This is a genomic window from Catenulispora rubra (assembly GCF_015356825.1).
Taxonomy (GTDB): Bacteria; Actinomycetota; Actinomycetes; order Streptomycetales; family Catenulisporaceae; genus Catenulispora; species Catenulispora rubra.
On sequence record NZ_JAACYW010000282.1, the window covers coordinates 1 to 14,985 of the forward strand.

Consider the following 14,985-nt stretch of genomic DNA (forward strand, 5'->3'; position numbering starts at 1 on the left):
CACGACGAGACCTCCGAAACCAGGGTTCCTAGACAGTCCCGATGTATCAGAGGTCTCGTTTCACATACCAACCAGCAGTTCAGGGCCTTGACACCCACCCCAAACCCTTAACTACCCGCTCTTGCGGCCCGGTCAGCTTGGCTGCGCCCGCCGACGCGACGGGGAACCCGGGACAACCCCACCTGTGGGATAGGTCCCCGCACCTCCCGCTCGACGCCTCACCGCCGCGTGTGGCCACCGAGTGGACCCCGTCCACACCACAGGCCGGGACTCGGCGACCAACACACGAACCGGCGCCGACACGCGGGGTTGGTCATCCCTCCGAGCCGAGGCCGCTCGCCGCGCAGGCGCCTGCTCTTGATCTCAGGCACCCACCACACGCGGCAGACAGCCGCCCACACGACGCGTGCGCAGTGACTCGGACCGCCGCGCGGTCGTGTACGCGAAAACCGGCGGCCGCCAGCGCGAAACGACTCGCACAACCGAACTGCGTCCCCCGCGAGGCCATCAAACCATGCGCGAAGCCGTAAAAAGCTTCTAAAAACAACAAACAAACCGCACCCCAGCCACCCACACATAGCCCAACGGCGCCGCCTTCTGTGTTCACACCCCGACCGCTCACCGGACCGGAAGCGTTTGCGGTCCGGTGGGCGGCGCGGCTCTCAGATCGCGCCGTGCCGCATCGCGAAGGCGACGGCGTGCGCGCGGTTGCGCAGCTGCCAGCGGGTCAGCACCCCGTGGATGATGTTCTTCACCGTGCGCTCGGAGTAGCACAGCTTCACCGCGATCTCCGCGGTGCCCAGGCCCTCGGCCAGCAGGCGCAGCACGTCGGCCTCGCGGTCCTGCAGGCCGGCGGTGGTCACGCCCATCGGCTCCAGGACGTCGCGCTGGATCGCGCGCACCTGGCGGACCAGCCAGCCCAGGGCGACGTCGGGCATCTCCAGGCGGTCGTCGCAGACCGCGCGGATCGCGTGCACGATGCGCTCGAAGTCGGCTTCCTGGCGCGGGATCACGCTGACCAGTCCGCAGGTCACGGCGCGCAGCAGGTGCTGCTCGCGGACGCCGTCGCCCACCAGGACGAAGCGCGCGCCGTGCCGGGCCCGGTCGGCGACCTGCTGCATCCACTCCAGGGTCTCCTCGGTCACCCAGGAGACCAGGATGAGCACCACGTCGGCCTCCTCCTGGCGGTCGGCCGCCAGGACCTTCATGCCGGGGCACGAAGCCAGGTACGCCACCGCGCCCTGCCCGGTGACCGGGTCGCCGGCGAGCACCGCGACCGAGATCGGGACGGTGGCCGTGGCCACGACGTCGCGCGCGTCGGGCCGGTGCGCTCCCGCGACGTGCGGGGTGTGCCGGCGGGCCAGCACTGTGCCCGCGGGCACCGCGGACTGCCTCTCGGGAGAGTGACGGACTATCGGCACGACATCCAGCACGGCCAAACCACCTTTCCGCGGCGTGCGATCCTGGCCTCTTCTACGCAGCCGTGCGGCACCGGGTTCATGTTCGTGCGGAAAGTTTCACAGAAGACTGCGAGCGCCGAAGCGTGGCCCTTCAGACCGCGCTGGGGAACCGGTCGATGTTGAGCTCCACGAACGTGCGTAGCTGGGCCAGCGGCACGCAGGCCTCTTCGCCCAAGGGTGTGAGGCTGTATTCGACGCGGACCGGTACCTCGGCGAAGATTTCGCGGCTGACCAGTCCGTTGTCCTCCAGCCGCCGCAGGGTTTGGGTGAGGACCTTGGGGCTCACGCCCTGGAGCCGGTTGCGCAGGGCGCTGAAGCGTTGCGGGCCGTCTTCCATGGCGCCCAGGGCCAGGGCGCTCCACTTGTTGGCGAGGATGTCGAGCATGTCGCGGCACGGGCAGGCGGCGAGGTAGACGCTTTTGGGGTCGTCACATGTGCCGGCGGCGCCGTGGGATCCGTGGGCCGCGTGGGCCTTGTGTGCGGAGGTAGCAACAGTCGTCATGCTGCAATGGTACCCGATGGGAACCATTAGTCCTTGCGGGTAACCGCTACCCATTGGCTACCGTTGCTGACGTGCCCGGATGTCCGGCAGCACAGCTTAGGTCCACGCGTTGTGAAAGGGATACCTCCATGTCTGTTCAGATTTCCCCGACCTTCATCCCGCTGGCCAAGGCCGACGCCGCGATCGGCGCCGCGAAGGCCAAGGCGGAGGAGTTCGGCGTGCCGTTCACCGTCTCGATCGTCGACGCCGGGGCGCACCTGGTCGCCGCCGCCCGACAGGACGGCGCGGCCCTGGCGGCCGTGGAGACCAGCCAGGTCAAGGCCCGCACGGCGGTGCTGTTCGGCGCGTCCACCAAGGATCTGGCCGGTGCCGTGAAGCCGGGCGCGCCGCTGTACACGATCGCGTCCGCGACCGCCGGACCGCTGGCCTTCGTCGCCGGCGGCGTGCCGGTCCGCGACGAGCGCGGCGTGGTGATCGGCGCGATCGGCGTCGGCGGCGGCAGCCCGGACCAGGACCACGAAGTGGCGGAGGCGGCACTGGCCGCGCTGTGAGCTGTGCGCCCCGCAGGGCGTTCCGGCTGCTGAGCCATGCGCCTTGCGGGGTGCCCCGCCCGCTGTGAGTAGTGAGCTGTGATCCAAGAGGGAAGTGAGGAAGCCATGAGCCTGATCCCGACGACGATGCCCGCCGTCGCCTATCGCAAGAACCTGCCGATCGACGACCCGGACAGCCTGGTCGACATCGAACTGCCGGTGCCGCAGCCCGGCCCGCGCGACCTGCTGGTGCAGGTCGAGGCGGTCTCGGTGAACCCGGTGGACTCCAAGATCCGGGCCAACGCCGACCCCGGCGGGCAGCCGCGGGTGCTGGGCTGGGACGCGGCCGGGATCGTGGTGGCCGTGGGCTCGGAGGTCGAGCTGTTCGCGGTCGGCGACGAGGTCTACTACGCCGGGGCCCTGGAGCGGCCCGGGACGAACGCGCGCTACCACGCCGTGGACGAGCGCCTGGTCGCGCGCAAGCCGGCCGTCAGCTTCACCGAGGCCGCCGCGCTGCCGCTGACCGCGCTGACCGCGTGGGAGGGACTGTTCGAGCACCTGATCCCGGACTCCCCGGCCACCGCCGAGGCGCGCCAGGCCCACCAGAGCCACCAGCCGCACCAGGGCTCCGGCGACCGCCGCGGCGCGTTGCTGGTCACCGCCGCGGCCGGCGGGGTCGGCTCGATCGTGACCCAGCTCGCGACGGCACTGACCTCGCTGACCGTCATCGGCACGGCCTCGCGCCCGGAGACCGTGAAGTTCGCGCAGAAGATGGGTGCGCACCACGTCATCGACCACCACCAGCCGCTGGGACCGCAGCTGGCCGAGGTGGCGCCGGACGGCCTGGACTACGTCTTCGGCACCACCGCGACCGACCGCAACCTGGACGCCTACGCCGAGGCGCTGAAGCCGTTCGGGGCGATCGTGGCCATCGACGACTTCGACTCGCTGCCGATCGGCAGGCTGAAGGCCAAGAGCCTCAGCTTCCACTGGGAGTTCATGTTCACCCGCTCGATGTTCTCCACGCCGGACATGATCCGGCAGCACGAGATCCTCACGCAGGTCGCACGGCTGGTCGACGCCGGCATCCTGACCAGCACCGGCAACGGCGACCTCGGCCCGGTCAACGCGGCCAACCTGCGCCGGGCGCACCGCACGCTGGAGGCCGGTGCGGCGATCGGGAAGATCACGCTGACCGGGTTCTGAGCGGGCTCCGAGCATGGTCCCTCCGGCGGTCCGGCGGGACGGCGGTCGTCCTGGGACGCTCGACGGACGGCCGACGACAGAGGCCGTCCGTCGAGGGACGGCCGTCGACAGGGACCGTCCGTCCCCAAGTACGCGATCTCAGACCCGCCGGTTCACACATCGGCGGCCGACCCCCGCGCCGTCTCCGTCTCCTGCTTCCGTTCCCGCCGCACCGCACGCAGCTTGAGCCCCTGCGGCGTGACGACGGTCTTGCGGCTGGTACGGAGCTCGGTGCCGGGAACGGCTTCCAACCGCCAACCCGCGGCGACGGTCGCGAGGATGAGCGCGGACTCGACCAGCGAGAACTGGTCGCCGAGGCATTTGCGGGCCCCGGTGCTGAACGGGATGTTGGCCTCGCGCGGGCACTTCGCGGCCCGCTCCGGCTGCCAGCGCTCGGGATCGAAGGTACGCGCGTGGTCGTGGGCCGACGGCATGCGGTTGATGATGTAAGGGCTGTAGAGGATGTCCGTGCCGGCCTTGATCGGATAGCCGCCGAGCTCGGTGTCGACGCTGGTCTGCCGGGTGAAGATCCAGGCCGGGCTGTAGTACCGCAGCGTCTCGGTGACGATGCGGTTGGTCAGCTTCAGCTGCGCGACGTCCTCGTACTCGGCCGCGTCCCGGCCGGCGAGCGCCGCGTCGATCTCGGCGTGCAGCTCCATCTCGATCTCCGGGCGCACGCTCATCTGGTACAGCGCCCACGCCATGGTCTGCGCCGTCGTCTCGGTCCCGGCCACCAGCATGAAGGTGAGCTGGTCGACGAGCTCGGAGTCCGACATCGGCTCCTCCTCACCATCGCCGCCGTCCTCGCCGCGCGTCAGGAGCGTCTGGAGCAGATCCGAGTACTGACTCGCGGCCTCGGGGCCGACGTTCCGGCGTTCGGTGATCAGCTGGAGGGTGACCTCGCGCAGACGGGCCACGGCGGCCCGGTAGCGGCCGTACCCCGGGGTCAGCCGGGCCAGCGGGGCGGGCAGCGCGGTGTCGATCAGCAGCCCGCGGGTCAGCTCGGTGGAGTCGATCATGATCTGGCGCATCGTGGCCTCGGGGACCGAGCCGGAGAACATGGTGGCGATGAGCACCCGGCCGGTGATCGCCATCAGCTCCGGCACCGCGTCCAGCTCCTGGCCGTCCTGCCAGCCCGCGAGCGCCGAGGTGATCTCCCGGGTCATGATCCGGCCGTAGCCGGAGAGCCGGACGCGGGTGAACGAGGGCTGCATCAGCTTCCTGAGCCGCCGGTGCCGGTCGTGCTCGACCAGACCGACCCCGGTGGGCATGAGCCGCCGGGCGGAGGCGAAGAACGGGCCGCCCTTGTCGAAGACGTCGTCGGCGACCAGCATCTGGTGGACCAGCGTCGGATCGCAGACCACGATCATGCGCTTGGCCCCCAGCCGCAGGGTGAGCAGGCCGCCGTGCTCGCCGAGGGTGTCGAGGTAGCTGAGCGGGTCGCGGGCGAGTTTGGGCAGGTGGCCCAGGATCGGGACGGCACCGGGGGCGACCGGGATGGCGGGGCTCTTGGGCATGTCGGCCTCTTCTGTCCGGGGATCGAGCTGACGCCGCCGCGCCGGAAGGGGGAACCGGGTACGTTGCGGCGGGTGCGCTCCACGGTGGCCAGACGCGGGGGCCCGATGCCACAGGCCGGGGGAATCCGTGCCCGATCGGTCGGGTGCCGGATGTCAATCAGGGCACTGGCACGATCACTGGCATGGTCACCGGCAGAAGGCCGACACGGTTGGGTACCGGATGTCGATCAGGGCACTGGTACGGTCCCCAGCGTGGTCACTGGCGCGGTCATCGGCAGAAGGTCGGCACGGTCGGCCAGGAGCTCGATGAAGGCGGCGGTGACCGGGTCCGGAACGGTGCGGGTGAAGGCGGCCAGCGGCCGCCGGATCGGCGGATCGAGCCGCAGGACCGCGCCGGCGAAGTGCGGCGGCACGATGTTCGCGGGCACCAGCGTCGGGCCGAGCCCGGCCCCCGCATAGCCGACCGCGGAGGCGCCCTGCTCGGTCCGCACCGCGACCCGCGCGGCGAAACCGGCGTCGGCGCAGGCCCGGTCCAGGATGTCGGACAGGCCGCTGTCCGGCGTGAAGTGCACCCACTCCCGGTCGGCCAACTCTGCCAACCGGATGGTCGCGCCGCCGGCGTCGGCGATCGGGTCCTCGGCCGCGGTGACGACCACGAACTCCTCGCCGCCCAACGGCCGCACGATGCCCTCGAACCCCTGCGGCTCAGGCCCGACCGCGACGTCGGCACGCCCCGCCTGCATCGCCGCGACCAGGTCGTCGACGTGCCGGAACTCGAACAGCCGCACCCGCACCCCCGGATGCGCCCGGCGCCAGCGGCCCAGCGCCGTCGGCAGGATCCCGTGGCTGATCGAGTAGAGCGTCGCCACCTGGAGTTCGCCGGTGGCGGCGCCGGTCGCGCGGCGGGCCGCCACGGCCGCGCGGGCGGCGTCGGCGAGCGCGGCGCGGGCGTGCGGCAGCATGGCCCGGCCGGCCGGCGTCAGCCGCACGCCGCGCGGCAGCCGTTCCAGCAGCGGGCCGCCGACCTCGCGCTCCAGCGCCAGGAACTGGTGCGACAGCCCGGGCTGGGTCAGGTGCAGGCGCTCGGCGGCGCGGGTGAACGACCCGGTCTCGACGATCGCCACCAGGTACTCCAACTGGCGCAAGGTAGCCATGCGCTCAGCTTATGGCATCGATGAGAAACCGTCCTTGGACACATGAAGGCGCCCGCAAAGACAGTGGAGGCATGAGCAACATCGTCGTCGGGAACATCGGCCTGTCCTTCCATCGCGCGGTCGCGGCGGTGTCACGACGGGTTCTGGAAGCACACGGACACCAGGTGACGCAGGTCGAGGCGCCGCACGAGGAGCTGTTCGGCATGCAGGCCGCCGGCCGCGTGGACGTCCTGCTGTCGGCGTGGCTGCCGGCCAGCCATGGGACGTACCTGTCCGGCTACCGGGATCAGGTACTGGTCCTGGAGCCGCAGTATCACCCGTACTGCGTGTGGGCCGTGCCTCCTTACGTTCCCGAGAACGCGGTGCAGGAGGTCGCGGATCTGCTGCATGCCGACGTGCGCGAGCGAATGACGCCGGTGATCGACGGCATCAATCCGGGGGCGGGAATCAGCCGGTTCTCCGGGCGGATGATCGGTGAGTACGGGCTCGATGATGCCGGCTACCGGTTCGTTCCCGGCACGGAAGCCGGTTTCCTGGCCCGCGTCGAGCGCGGGCTGGCGGCCCGGGAATGGTTCGTGATCCCGCTGTGGCGGCCGCAGTACCTCAACCGGGTGCACGGTTTGCGGGCGTTGACGGAGCCGATGGGGCTGCTCGGCCTGATCGACGCCGCGAGCCCGGTCGTGCGCGACGAGGCGGCCGACGCGATCGGGCCCGCCGCGCTGGCCCATCTGCGCCGGCTGGACCTCGGCAACGACGCGGTCGAGGAACTGGACGCGCTGATCAACGTCGAGGGTTACACCGCGTTGCAGGCCGCGGACGGCTATCTGCAGCGACACCAGGAGCTGCTTCGCTCTTTGATATAAAGGCCCTGAAGTCGGTAAAACTGGTACCACCGTGCAGTGCGCGGTGGCTATCCGGGCAACAGACCCGATTGGTCGAACCGGGTTCCGTCCGGAACTGCGACTCTGACTCACCTGCGGGGAGTCCGTTTCCGTCGTTCTGGAAGGAACCTGATGACTGCCACAGAGATCTGCGAAGGGCAGGTGCGCCGGCTCTGCTCCGCGCTGGGACTCGGCGCCCAGGCCGATCTGGCGGCGTCCACGTTCGCCGAAATGACTCGGCCGTGGAACCGTCACTCGCCGGCCGCCTTGCCCCCGTCCGACGTGTCCGCCGACGGCTCTCCGGTGGAGTACGCCGTCGAGCTGAACGACGGGAAACCGACTCTGCAGATCGCCGTCGAACCGATGACGCTGGAGTCACACGCGAGCACTCGCACGTATGCGGCCCGCGGCATGATGGCACGCCTGGCGCGCGCCGGCTGGGCATCGCCGACCCGCTGGTCGGCGGTCGCAGATCTGTTCCTGCTCGCGGACACCGACACCGACGCTCCGGAGCCGCAGGCGCACGCGGCCATGTACGGCGCCGAAATAGACTCTTCGGGGCTGAGGCAATGCAAGGTCTGGTTCTACGCCGGGATCGCCGGTGCTGAGCACGCCCCCACGCTCGTCCGGCAGGCCCTCGAACGCCTCCACATGCCGGCCGCGTGGACCGCGATCGAGAGGCACGTCGACGGCGACTTCGTCAGCTGCCGCCCCATCCTGGTCTCGCTGGACCTGACCGACCACGCCACCGCCCGGACGAAGGTCTACTTCCGCCACTACGACGCAGGGTTCGAATACCTCGCGCGGCTGATGGCCGGCCACGGCCTCGACCCCGCCGACACCACGGCGCTGTGCCGCGTCGCAGGACCCGACGACGCCGCCCTCGCCCGCCAGCCCCCGGTGACCTGCCTGTCGTTCCACTCCTCGGGCACCCGGCCACCGGTCGCGACGCTCTACGTCCCGTTGTGGCTCGCGGCCGACGACGCCACGGTGCGGCAGCGCGTCCACAACCTCTTATCCGGCCTCGACATCCCGCCCGCGCGCTACGACGCCTGCCTGGCCGCGGTCGCGCGCCGCCCCCTCGCCGACGCGCGCGGGCTGCACAACTACCTCGGCCTGCAACGCGGCGCCGACGGCCGGCACCGGATCAAGTGCTACTGGTCCCCTGAGCTTCGTCAGACCGATCCGCCCGCACGCTATCTGGACGCTCAGCCGGTCGCCGACCCTACGTGCGCCAGCTTGTAGAGCACCAGGCGTCGCAGGCGTCGGATATACATCTCGCGCCGGCTGTCGGGGCGTTCCGGCCCCCGGCTTTCGCACCAGCGGACGACCCTGGTTCAGGACGTCACGCAGCGCCTGCACGTCGCCGGGCGGGGCCGGAACGGTGATGCTCACGACCGTGGCCCGGCAACGCTCTGCCCACCGTCGCCGGCCACGGTGCCCTCCCCGAGAGTCATAGCCCCTAGCCCTCTCGGGGAGGGTGGTCACGGCTTGCGCCGCGACCTGCCGAACATTACGTGCGGCAGTGGCGGACAGACTGGCCCCGGCGCGATTTTGCCCTGCGCGGCAGTCGTTTCCGCCGAACCGCGCACACCCGGGTCAGCGCTCCTCCAACATCCCCCGCAAAGCCCGCTTCGCGTAGTGGCTCCGCGAGCGCACCGTCCCCACCGGCACCCCCAGACGCGCCGCCACGTCCTCGGTCGTCCGGTCGCGTAAATACAGCTCGACCAGGACGTGCCGGTGCTCCGGCGACAGCCGCAGCAGCCCCGAGCGCAGCGCGTCGGTGTGCATCAGGTGCGACAGGCGTGCGTCCTCGGCGCCCGGGTCGTTCGCGACGGCCCAGGCCACCTCCGGCGGTCGGGCGCGCTTGGCGCGCAGGGCGTCGATGACCAGGCGGCGGGCCACGGTGTTCAGCCAGGGGCGCAGGACGGCCGGGTCGACGTCCTCGTGTTCGCTGAGGTAGCGCCAGGCGCGGGCGAACGTCTCCTGGACGACGTCCTCGGCCGCCGAGGGGTCGCTGAAGAGCAGCTTGGTGACGTAGCCCAGCATCGGGGCGCGGTGCTCCCGGTCCAGCAGGGCCAACCGTTCGTCGATGGTCGACCCGGTCCCGGTTCCCGGCCCGGTCCCGACCTCGCACCCGGTCCTGCATCCGCCGTCGTGCACCAGCACTTTCCCGCCTCCATGGTCAATCTCCTGGCCATGAGCGTTCCGTGCACGGCCCGGCGGAGCCATCATTGATTCGGGCGATTCTTGGCCGGCCGTCCGCCCCGCTAAGGTGATGACGTGCTCCCGAACGTGCCCCTCACCGCGGGGCGCAGCTCCGAGCTCCGGCTGGTCGGCCAGGCGCTGGACGACATCGGACGGGGCCGCGGCGGCTGCCTGTGGATCGAGGGCGACCCCGGGATCGGCAAGTCCCACCTGGTCGGCGTCCTGGCCGCGGAGGCGTCCGCGCGCGGGCACGAGGTGCTGATCGGCCACGCCGACCAGCTCATGCAGACCTTCCCGCTGCGCACCGCCGCGGCCGTCCTGGACATCGCCACCTGGTCGGCGGACCTGGAGCGCTCCCGCATCGCGCACCTGCTCGGCGGGGCGCACCCCGAGCACGTGGCGTACCTCGACCCGGTCCTGGCCGCCGCCGAGCGGATGATCGAGCTCGTCGAGCGGATGTGCGCCGAACGGCCGCTGGTCCTGGTCTTCGAGGACGTGCACTGGTCCGACGACGCCAGCCTCACCTTCATCGAACGGCTGAACCGGGTCGCGGGCCAGGTCCCGCTGCTGCTGGTGCCGACCAGCCGGCCGGCCGTCACGGAACCGGGCTCGGCACGCGAGGCCCTGCGGTCGCGGGCCGGACGCCGGCTGGAGCTGGGCCCGCTGGCGCCGGCCGAGGTCGCGACGCTCGTCCGGGCCCGGCTCGACGCCGACCCCGGGCCTCGACTGTCGGGCCTGCTGGAGGTGGCGGAGGGCAACCCGCTGTATCTGTGCGAGATCCTGGCGCTGCTGGGCCGCGACGACCTCGCCGCGGACGACGGGAGCGGCGACCACCCCGCCGGCACCGTCGAGCTGACCACGCCCGACCTGGTCCCGGCCCGGCTCGCCGAAGCATTGGAACGACGCCTGCGCACGCTCCCTCCGGAGCACGCGCAGGCCTTACGGTGGGCAGGGCTGCTGGGCGAGAGCTTCAGTATCGACGACCTCGCCGTGGTCCTGGCCGAAGATCCCGGTCCGGCGCTGGAATCCGCCGCGTCAGCCGACCTGATCAGCCTCGGTCGTAACCGGGCTCGGTTCCGGCACAAGCTCATCCGGCAGACGCTGATCGACCCCCTCTCACCAGCGGTACGCGACGGGATGCACGACCACATCGCCCGCACGCTGGCCGCAGCCTACCGGCCCGACAACCTCGTCGCAGGCCATCTGATCGCGGCCGGCGACCCACTGGCCGGATGGGCCCTGGACTGGTTGTCGGCGCGCGCCGAAACGACTCTCTACACGGCCCCCGACGCGTACTCCGTTCTGTTGCGACGCGCCGTTTCCGCCTCGCCAGCTCCCCGGCGATCGACGCTGTTGCGTCAGCTCATGCTGGTGTCCTTCTGGCTCGGTCGCGACGACGCGGTGGTCGAGGCGGGTGAAGAGGCGATCCCCGCGCTGGGAGCGGACCGCGATCTGACGGCACGGCTGCGGATCCAGGTGCTGCGATCGCTGGCCCGACAGCGTCGTTTCGACGAGGCTCTGACGGTCGCGGCGCCATCCATTCACGATGCGAAAGTCTCGCAGGTGTGGCGGGCACGCGCGCTGGCGTGGCAGGCGGCTGTTCAGGCTTTCGTCGGCGATCCGGAGGAGGCGCGCGCGGCCAGCCACCGGGCTTTGGACCTCGCCACCGAGGCGGCGGATCCGCTGGGGATCGCCTCCGCGCACAGCGCCCTGGCCCCGGTGGACGGCGCCGATCGCATGATCGGGCACCTTCAGGCCGGGGTGGACGTGCTGAGTACCGACGCGCTCAGCAACGATCCGGAGGCGCTCGACCTGCGGCTGCAAATGGCCGGGAACCTCGCCGCGCGCCTGGGGACGGAAGGCGACCCGCGTGCTGAGGCGGTGCTGGCACAGGCGCTGACGATCGCCGAACGCGTCGGTACGTACCGCACCTGCACCCTGCGGGCCCACGCGGCGGGCTACTACTTCGAGCACGGCAGGTGGGACGAGGCGCTGCTGCACATCGAGCAGATGGACGCCTCGAAGCTGCGGCACCCGGCGTTCGCCTACCTGCTCGGCATCCGCGCGGTGATCGCCTACCGCCGCGGCGCTTTCGCCGAAGGCGCGCAGGCGCTGCTGGACGCGGGCGTCCCGGAGCCCGCGGCGGACGAGACACCGGCTCCGTCAGGGCCGGTCGTCACCGACGCGGCGGCGCTGCGTGCGGAGGCCGCGGGCCGTCACGACCAGGCGCTGCGGATCCGTGCGCAGTATCTCGACCTGCCGAACAGCGCCCAACGCGACAGTCGCAGCGCCGAGGCCATGTACCTGATCCGCCTGGCCCGCAGCCTCGGCGAGGAGGCCACGGCCCGAGCCGCGTGCGACACGGTCAGCGCCGTCGCCTCCTCGCCGCCGTCCGAGGACGGCCGGCTGACCATCGCGGCGTGCCAGGCGGTCATCGCCGGCGACGGCCCGCGGCTGCTGGAGATCGCCGAGGAGTTCCTGGCCGGGCAGTGGCTGACGTATGCCGCGTACGCGTTCGAGGAAGCGGCCGCCGCGCTGACCGAGGCCGGCGACATGGCGGCGGCCCGCGCACCGTTCCTGCGTGCGACGGACATCTACGACGAGGCCGGCCTGGACTGGGACCTGCGGCGCGCGGCGGCCCGCTTCCGCGCCTACGGCATCCGGCGCGCACCGCGCCCGCGCGGCCGGGACACGCGCACCGGATGGTCGGCGCTCACGGAGACCGAGATGCAGATCTCGCATTTGGTGGCGCGGGGTTATACGAATTCTGACATCGCGCGGGAGATGCTGGTGTCGCGCAACACGGTGCAGAGCCATGTGTCGAAGATCCTTGCCAAGCTCGACCAGAGCTCGCGCGCGGAGCTGGCTCGGGAGGTTGTGCTGCGGGGCGGGAGTGCGGTGCCTGCCGCGCCGAACCCGTAGCTCGGGATCGGTAGTCGGCAGAGCGCGGGCCGCAGACCGCAGGGGCGCATCGGCGGATAAGGCTAGCTGCGCCGATATGAGCGGTACTTCGGAGCGCGGGTCGCGGATAGCCGCCGATGCGCATTCGGCAAGTACGGCCCAGCGAGCACAGCCCGAGCGTTCCCATGATTTGCGGGCGGCGACTAGCCCGGCAGCCCCGCGTTGCGGCCTGGCCGAGCCGCCTCCTCGCACTTCTCGACCTGGAAGTCGACGGCGCGCGCGATATCGATGCGCGAGCGCAGGCCGAGCTTGCCGCGGATTCGGGCCAGGTGGCTGTGGACGGTGTTCTGGCTGAGGAAGAGTTCTGCGGCGATCGCCTTGTCGGAAAGCCCCATCACGACGAGCCGCACGACGCGGCACTCCGCCGGGGTCAGTGCCGCCCAGCCGCTGCTCGGCTGGTCTGCCGGCGTGCGGCGGCGGACGCCGCGTTCCTGCAGGCGGGTGTCGGCGCGGGCGATGTCCCATGTGGCGCCAGCGGTGGCGTAGAGGGTCACCGCTTCGCGCAGCGTGCGGGTGGCGCCGCGGCGGTCGCCGGCGTCGGCGAGCCAGACCGCTGCCTGTTCGAGGCCGTGGGCCTGTTGGAGGATGGCGCCGTGCTCGCCGCAGGCTTGGGTGGCGTCCAGGAGCGACACGATGTCGTGCTGCGCCATCGCCTTCACCAGCGCGGCGATCGCCACCTGGACCGGCAGTCCTTCGTCGGCGGCGGCTTGTGCGCAGGCCGCGACTGCGTATGCGGCGTCGGCTTCGGCGCCGGTGGCTTCGGCGAGTCGGAGGACGTGCTCGGCGCCGTGCAGTGCGACGGGGTGCGTGCGCAGGGCTTCGGCGAGGGCTTGGCGTCGGAGTTCGAGGGCTTCCTCTAGGCGGCCTGCGTTCTCTGCGCGGATCGCTTCTGCTTCGTGGCTGATGTGGTCGGCACGTGGCAGTCGGTCGGTGGCGGGAGCGTCTTCGGGTTTTGCACGCCGCATCGCGATGACGGCTGCCACGTCCGGGTCCAGTTCGGTCGCGGTGTCCCAGTGGCCGGCTAGGTATGCGGCCCATGCCGGAGTCGCTGCGGCGTCCGGGGTCACGTCTGCCAGCGCTGCTGTCAGCGACTCGGCCGGGCCGGTTTGCGCGAGTAGTGCGACGAGGTCGGCCTGTAACAGTGCTCGTAGTTCGCTGGCTTCGCCGCCGTCGTCCAGGGCGTCGCGGGCTGCGACTACGTCGGCGGGGGTCGGGATGTCCCAGCCGGTTGCTACGCATGCGTGGACTAGCGCCGCTGCGGCCAGCATGTTTCCGTGCGGCGGGGCTAGGTCGCGTATCAGGGCTCTGGCGCCGGTGAGGTCTCCGGAGGCGGTGAGCGCGATAGCCTGCCAGGCTCCGAGGTGGGGGTCCCGTGTCGTTTCGGGTAGCGCGGCCGCTTCTTCGTAGCGACCGGAGCGTATCAGTGCTCGAACAGAGAGTCTGAGGAGCGTGCTGTCGGCGTGGACGTCGTCTACGAGCCCCAGCACCGTTTTCAGCGCGGTGTCGTAGTCGCCGAGCCAGTAGTCGAGCATCGGAGCGCGGTAGTCGGTCGGGGGCATGTGGAGCACCGTGGAGAACAGCGCCGGCTCGCTCAGCAATGTCGCTTCGGTGAGTCCGGCGCGCCAGCCGATCGCTTGGATCGGCAGTTCTCCGGCGGCGTTGAGGTGGTACGCGACCGACTGCGGGCGCGAGCCCCATGCGGCCAGGCGTAGTGCGGCGGCTTGGTGGAACCTCTGGCGCTCGGTGCTGGGGAGCCGCTGGGCGCAGGCGGTGCGTACCGCTTCCATTCTGAACACGAGGCGGTCGTCCTCTGTGCGGAGGATGCCTAGGTCGGTGGCATTCGCCAGCGCTGCTGCGACGGCTGGCAGGGGGAGGTCGCCGGCGCAGGCCACTTCGGTCGCGTCGAAGCGGGCGCGTTGTAGTGCCGCCACCTGGAGGATGTGGCGCTGGTCGTCGGGGATGTCGTGGAGGGCGTGGTCGCGCAGGATGCGGCTGGAGTTCTCTGCCTCGGGTGCCACGTCGACGTGGTCCGCGGCGCTGTCTCCTGCTTCTGCGGGGCGCTCGAGCAGGCCGGCGGCGTCGAGCGCCGTCATCAGGCTGACGGCGGCTCCCGGGTTGCCCCGGACTGCGCGCAGGTAGCGGGCCAGGCGGGCGGCCGGGGTGGCGCGCAGGCGGTCGGCGGCCAGCTTGATGATGTCGGCGTCGGACAGGGGGCGCAGGTAGACCATCTCGGCGCCGGTGCGGCGGGCGGATTCGCGCAGGTGGCTGAGCGATTCCCGGTAGGGCAGGGGTGAGCAGGTGCTCACCAGGAGCACCGGCAGGCGGTGCGCGAGGCTCAGGAGGTGGTTCCAGGCGCGCAGGGTCATGTCGTCGGCGCGGTGGAGGTCTTCGAGGACGATGACGTGCGGGCCGTCGGCGCATACCTGGGCCAGGGCTGAGGACAGGCGGTCGAGGGATTGGACGGTGCCTTCGGCCGGGCCTGGGCGGCAGCCGAGGAGGTCGCGGAGGGTGCGGATGGTGGGGCCGG

Annotated in this window: 11 protein-coding genes; 5 read left to right on the top strand and 6 right to left on the bottom strand. The window is 71.3% G+C overall.

The window, feature by feature from the left end; genetic code table 11:
* Positions 1–662 precede the first annotated feature (662 nt).
* Together GWK61_RS60155 and GWK61_RS44025 are read right to left on the bottom strand one after the other, a co-directional pair.
* Positions 663–1,382 carry a helix-turn-helix transcriptional regulator gene (locus tag GWK61_RS60155; RefSeq protein WP_194918311.1) on the bottom strand — a complete coding sequence of 240 codons (720 nt, stop codon included), beginning with the start codon at positions 1,380–1,382 and terminating at the stop codon, positions 663–665.
* Positions 1,383–1,551: 169 nt separating this feature from the next.
* A complete protein-coding gene (locus GWK61_RS44025; RefSeq protein ID WP_194918337.1) occupies positions 1,552–1,845 on the bottom strand; it encodes a winged helix-turn-helix transcriptional regulator in 294 nt (97 codons plus the stop codon).
* Between the two features lie 245 nt (positions 1,846–2,090).
* Between GWK61_RS44025 and GWK61_RS44030 the strand changes: the two genes are divergently transcribed.
* Together GWK61_RS44030 and GWK61_RS44035 are read left to right on the top strand one after the other, a co-directional pair.
* Complete coding sequence (locus tag GWK61_RS44030) at positions 2,091–2,513, top strand: GlcG/HbpS family heme-binding protein (RefSeq protein ID WP_194918313.1); 423 nt, start codon at positions 2,091–2,093, stop codon at positions 2,511–2,513.
* Positions 2,514–2,618: 105 nt separating this feature from the next.
* Positions 2,619–3,698, top strand: coding sequence for a zinc-binding alcohol dehydrogenase family protein (locus tag GWK61_RS44035; RefSeq protein ID WP_228563945.1), 1,080 nt, complete (start codon positions 2,619–2,621; stop codon positions 3,696–3,698).
* Positions 3,699–3,850: 152 nt separating this feature from the next.
* Here GWK61_RS44035 and GWK61_RS44040 read toward each other — a convergent pair whose 3' ends face one another.
* Entirely contained in the window at positions 3,851–5,254 is a 1,404-nt protein-coding gene (locus tag GWK61_RS44040; RefSeq protein WP_194918323.1) for a cytochrome P450, read from the bottom strand.
* Positions 5,255–5,481: 227 nt separating this feature from the next.
* On the bottom strand, positions 5,482–6,408 hold the full coding sequence (locus GWK61_RS44045; RefSeq protein WP_194918326.1) for a LysR family transcriptional regulator: 927 nt from the start codon (positions 6,406–6,408) through the stop codon (positions 5,482–5,484).
* A 71-nt stretch (positions 6,409–6,479) separates the two neighbouring features.
* Here GWK61_RS44045 and GWK61_RS44050 point away from each other — a divergent pair, with 71 nt between their 5' ends.
* Both GWK61_RS44050 and GWK61_RS44055 read left to right on the top strand, forming a co-directional pair.
* Positions 6,480–7,271, top strand: a complete 792-nt coding sequence (locus GWK61_RS44050; protein WP_194918328.1) for a glycine betaine ABC transporter substrate-binding protein — start codon at positions 6,480–6,482, stop codon at positions 7,269–7,271.
* Positions 7,272–7,421: 150 nt separating this feature from the next.
* Positions 7,422–8,534, top strand: a complete 1,113-nt coding sequence (locus GWK61_RS44055; RefSeq protein WP_194918330.1) for a tryptophan dimethylallyltransferase family protein — start codon at positions 7,422–7,424, stop codon at positions 8,532–8,534.
* 354 nt (positions 8,535–8,888) lie between these two features.
* On the opposite strand, the gene GWK61_RS44060 is transcribed toward GWK61_RS44055, so the two are convergent.
* Positions 8,889–9,458 carry a sigma-70 family RNA polymerase sigma factor gene (locus GWK61_RS44060; protein WP_323748032.1) on the bottom strand — a complete coding sequence of 190 codons (570 nt, stop codon included), beginning with the start codon at positions 9,456–9,458 and terminating at the stop codon, positions 8,889–8,891.
* Positions 9,459–9,572: 114 nt separating this feature from the next.
* Here GWK61_RS44060 and GWK61_RS60160 point away from each other — a divergent pair, with 114 nt between their 5' ends.
* Entirely contained in the window at positions 9,573–12,419 is a 2,847-nt protein-coding gene (locus GWK61_RS60160; protein WP_194918332.1) for a helix-turn-helix transcriptional regulator, read from the top strand.
* A 182-nt stretch (positions 12,420–12,601) separates the two neighbouring features.
* Here the strand turns inward: GWK61_RS60160 and GWK61_RS44070 are convergent.
* Positions 12,602–14,985: helix-turn-helix transcriptional regulator (locus GWK61_RS44070; RefSeq protein ID WP_194918334.1), on the bottom strand; the 2,384-nt coding region annotated here is incomplete at its 5' end.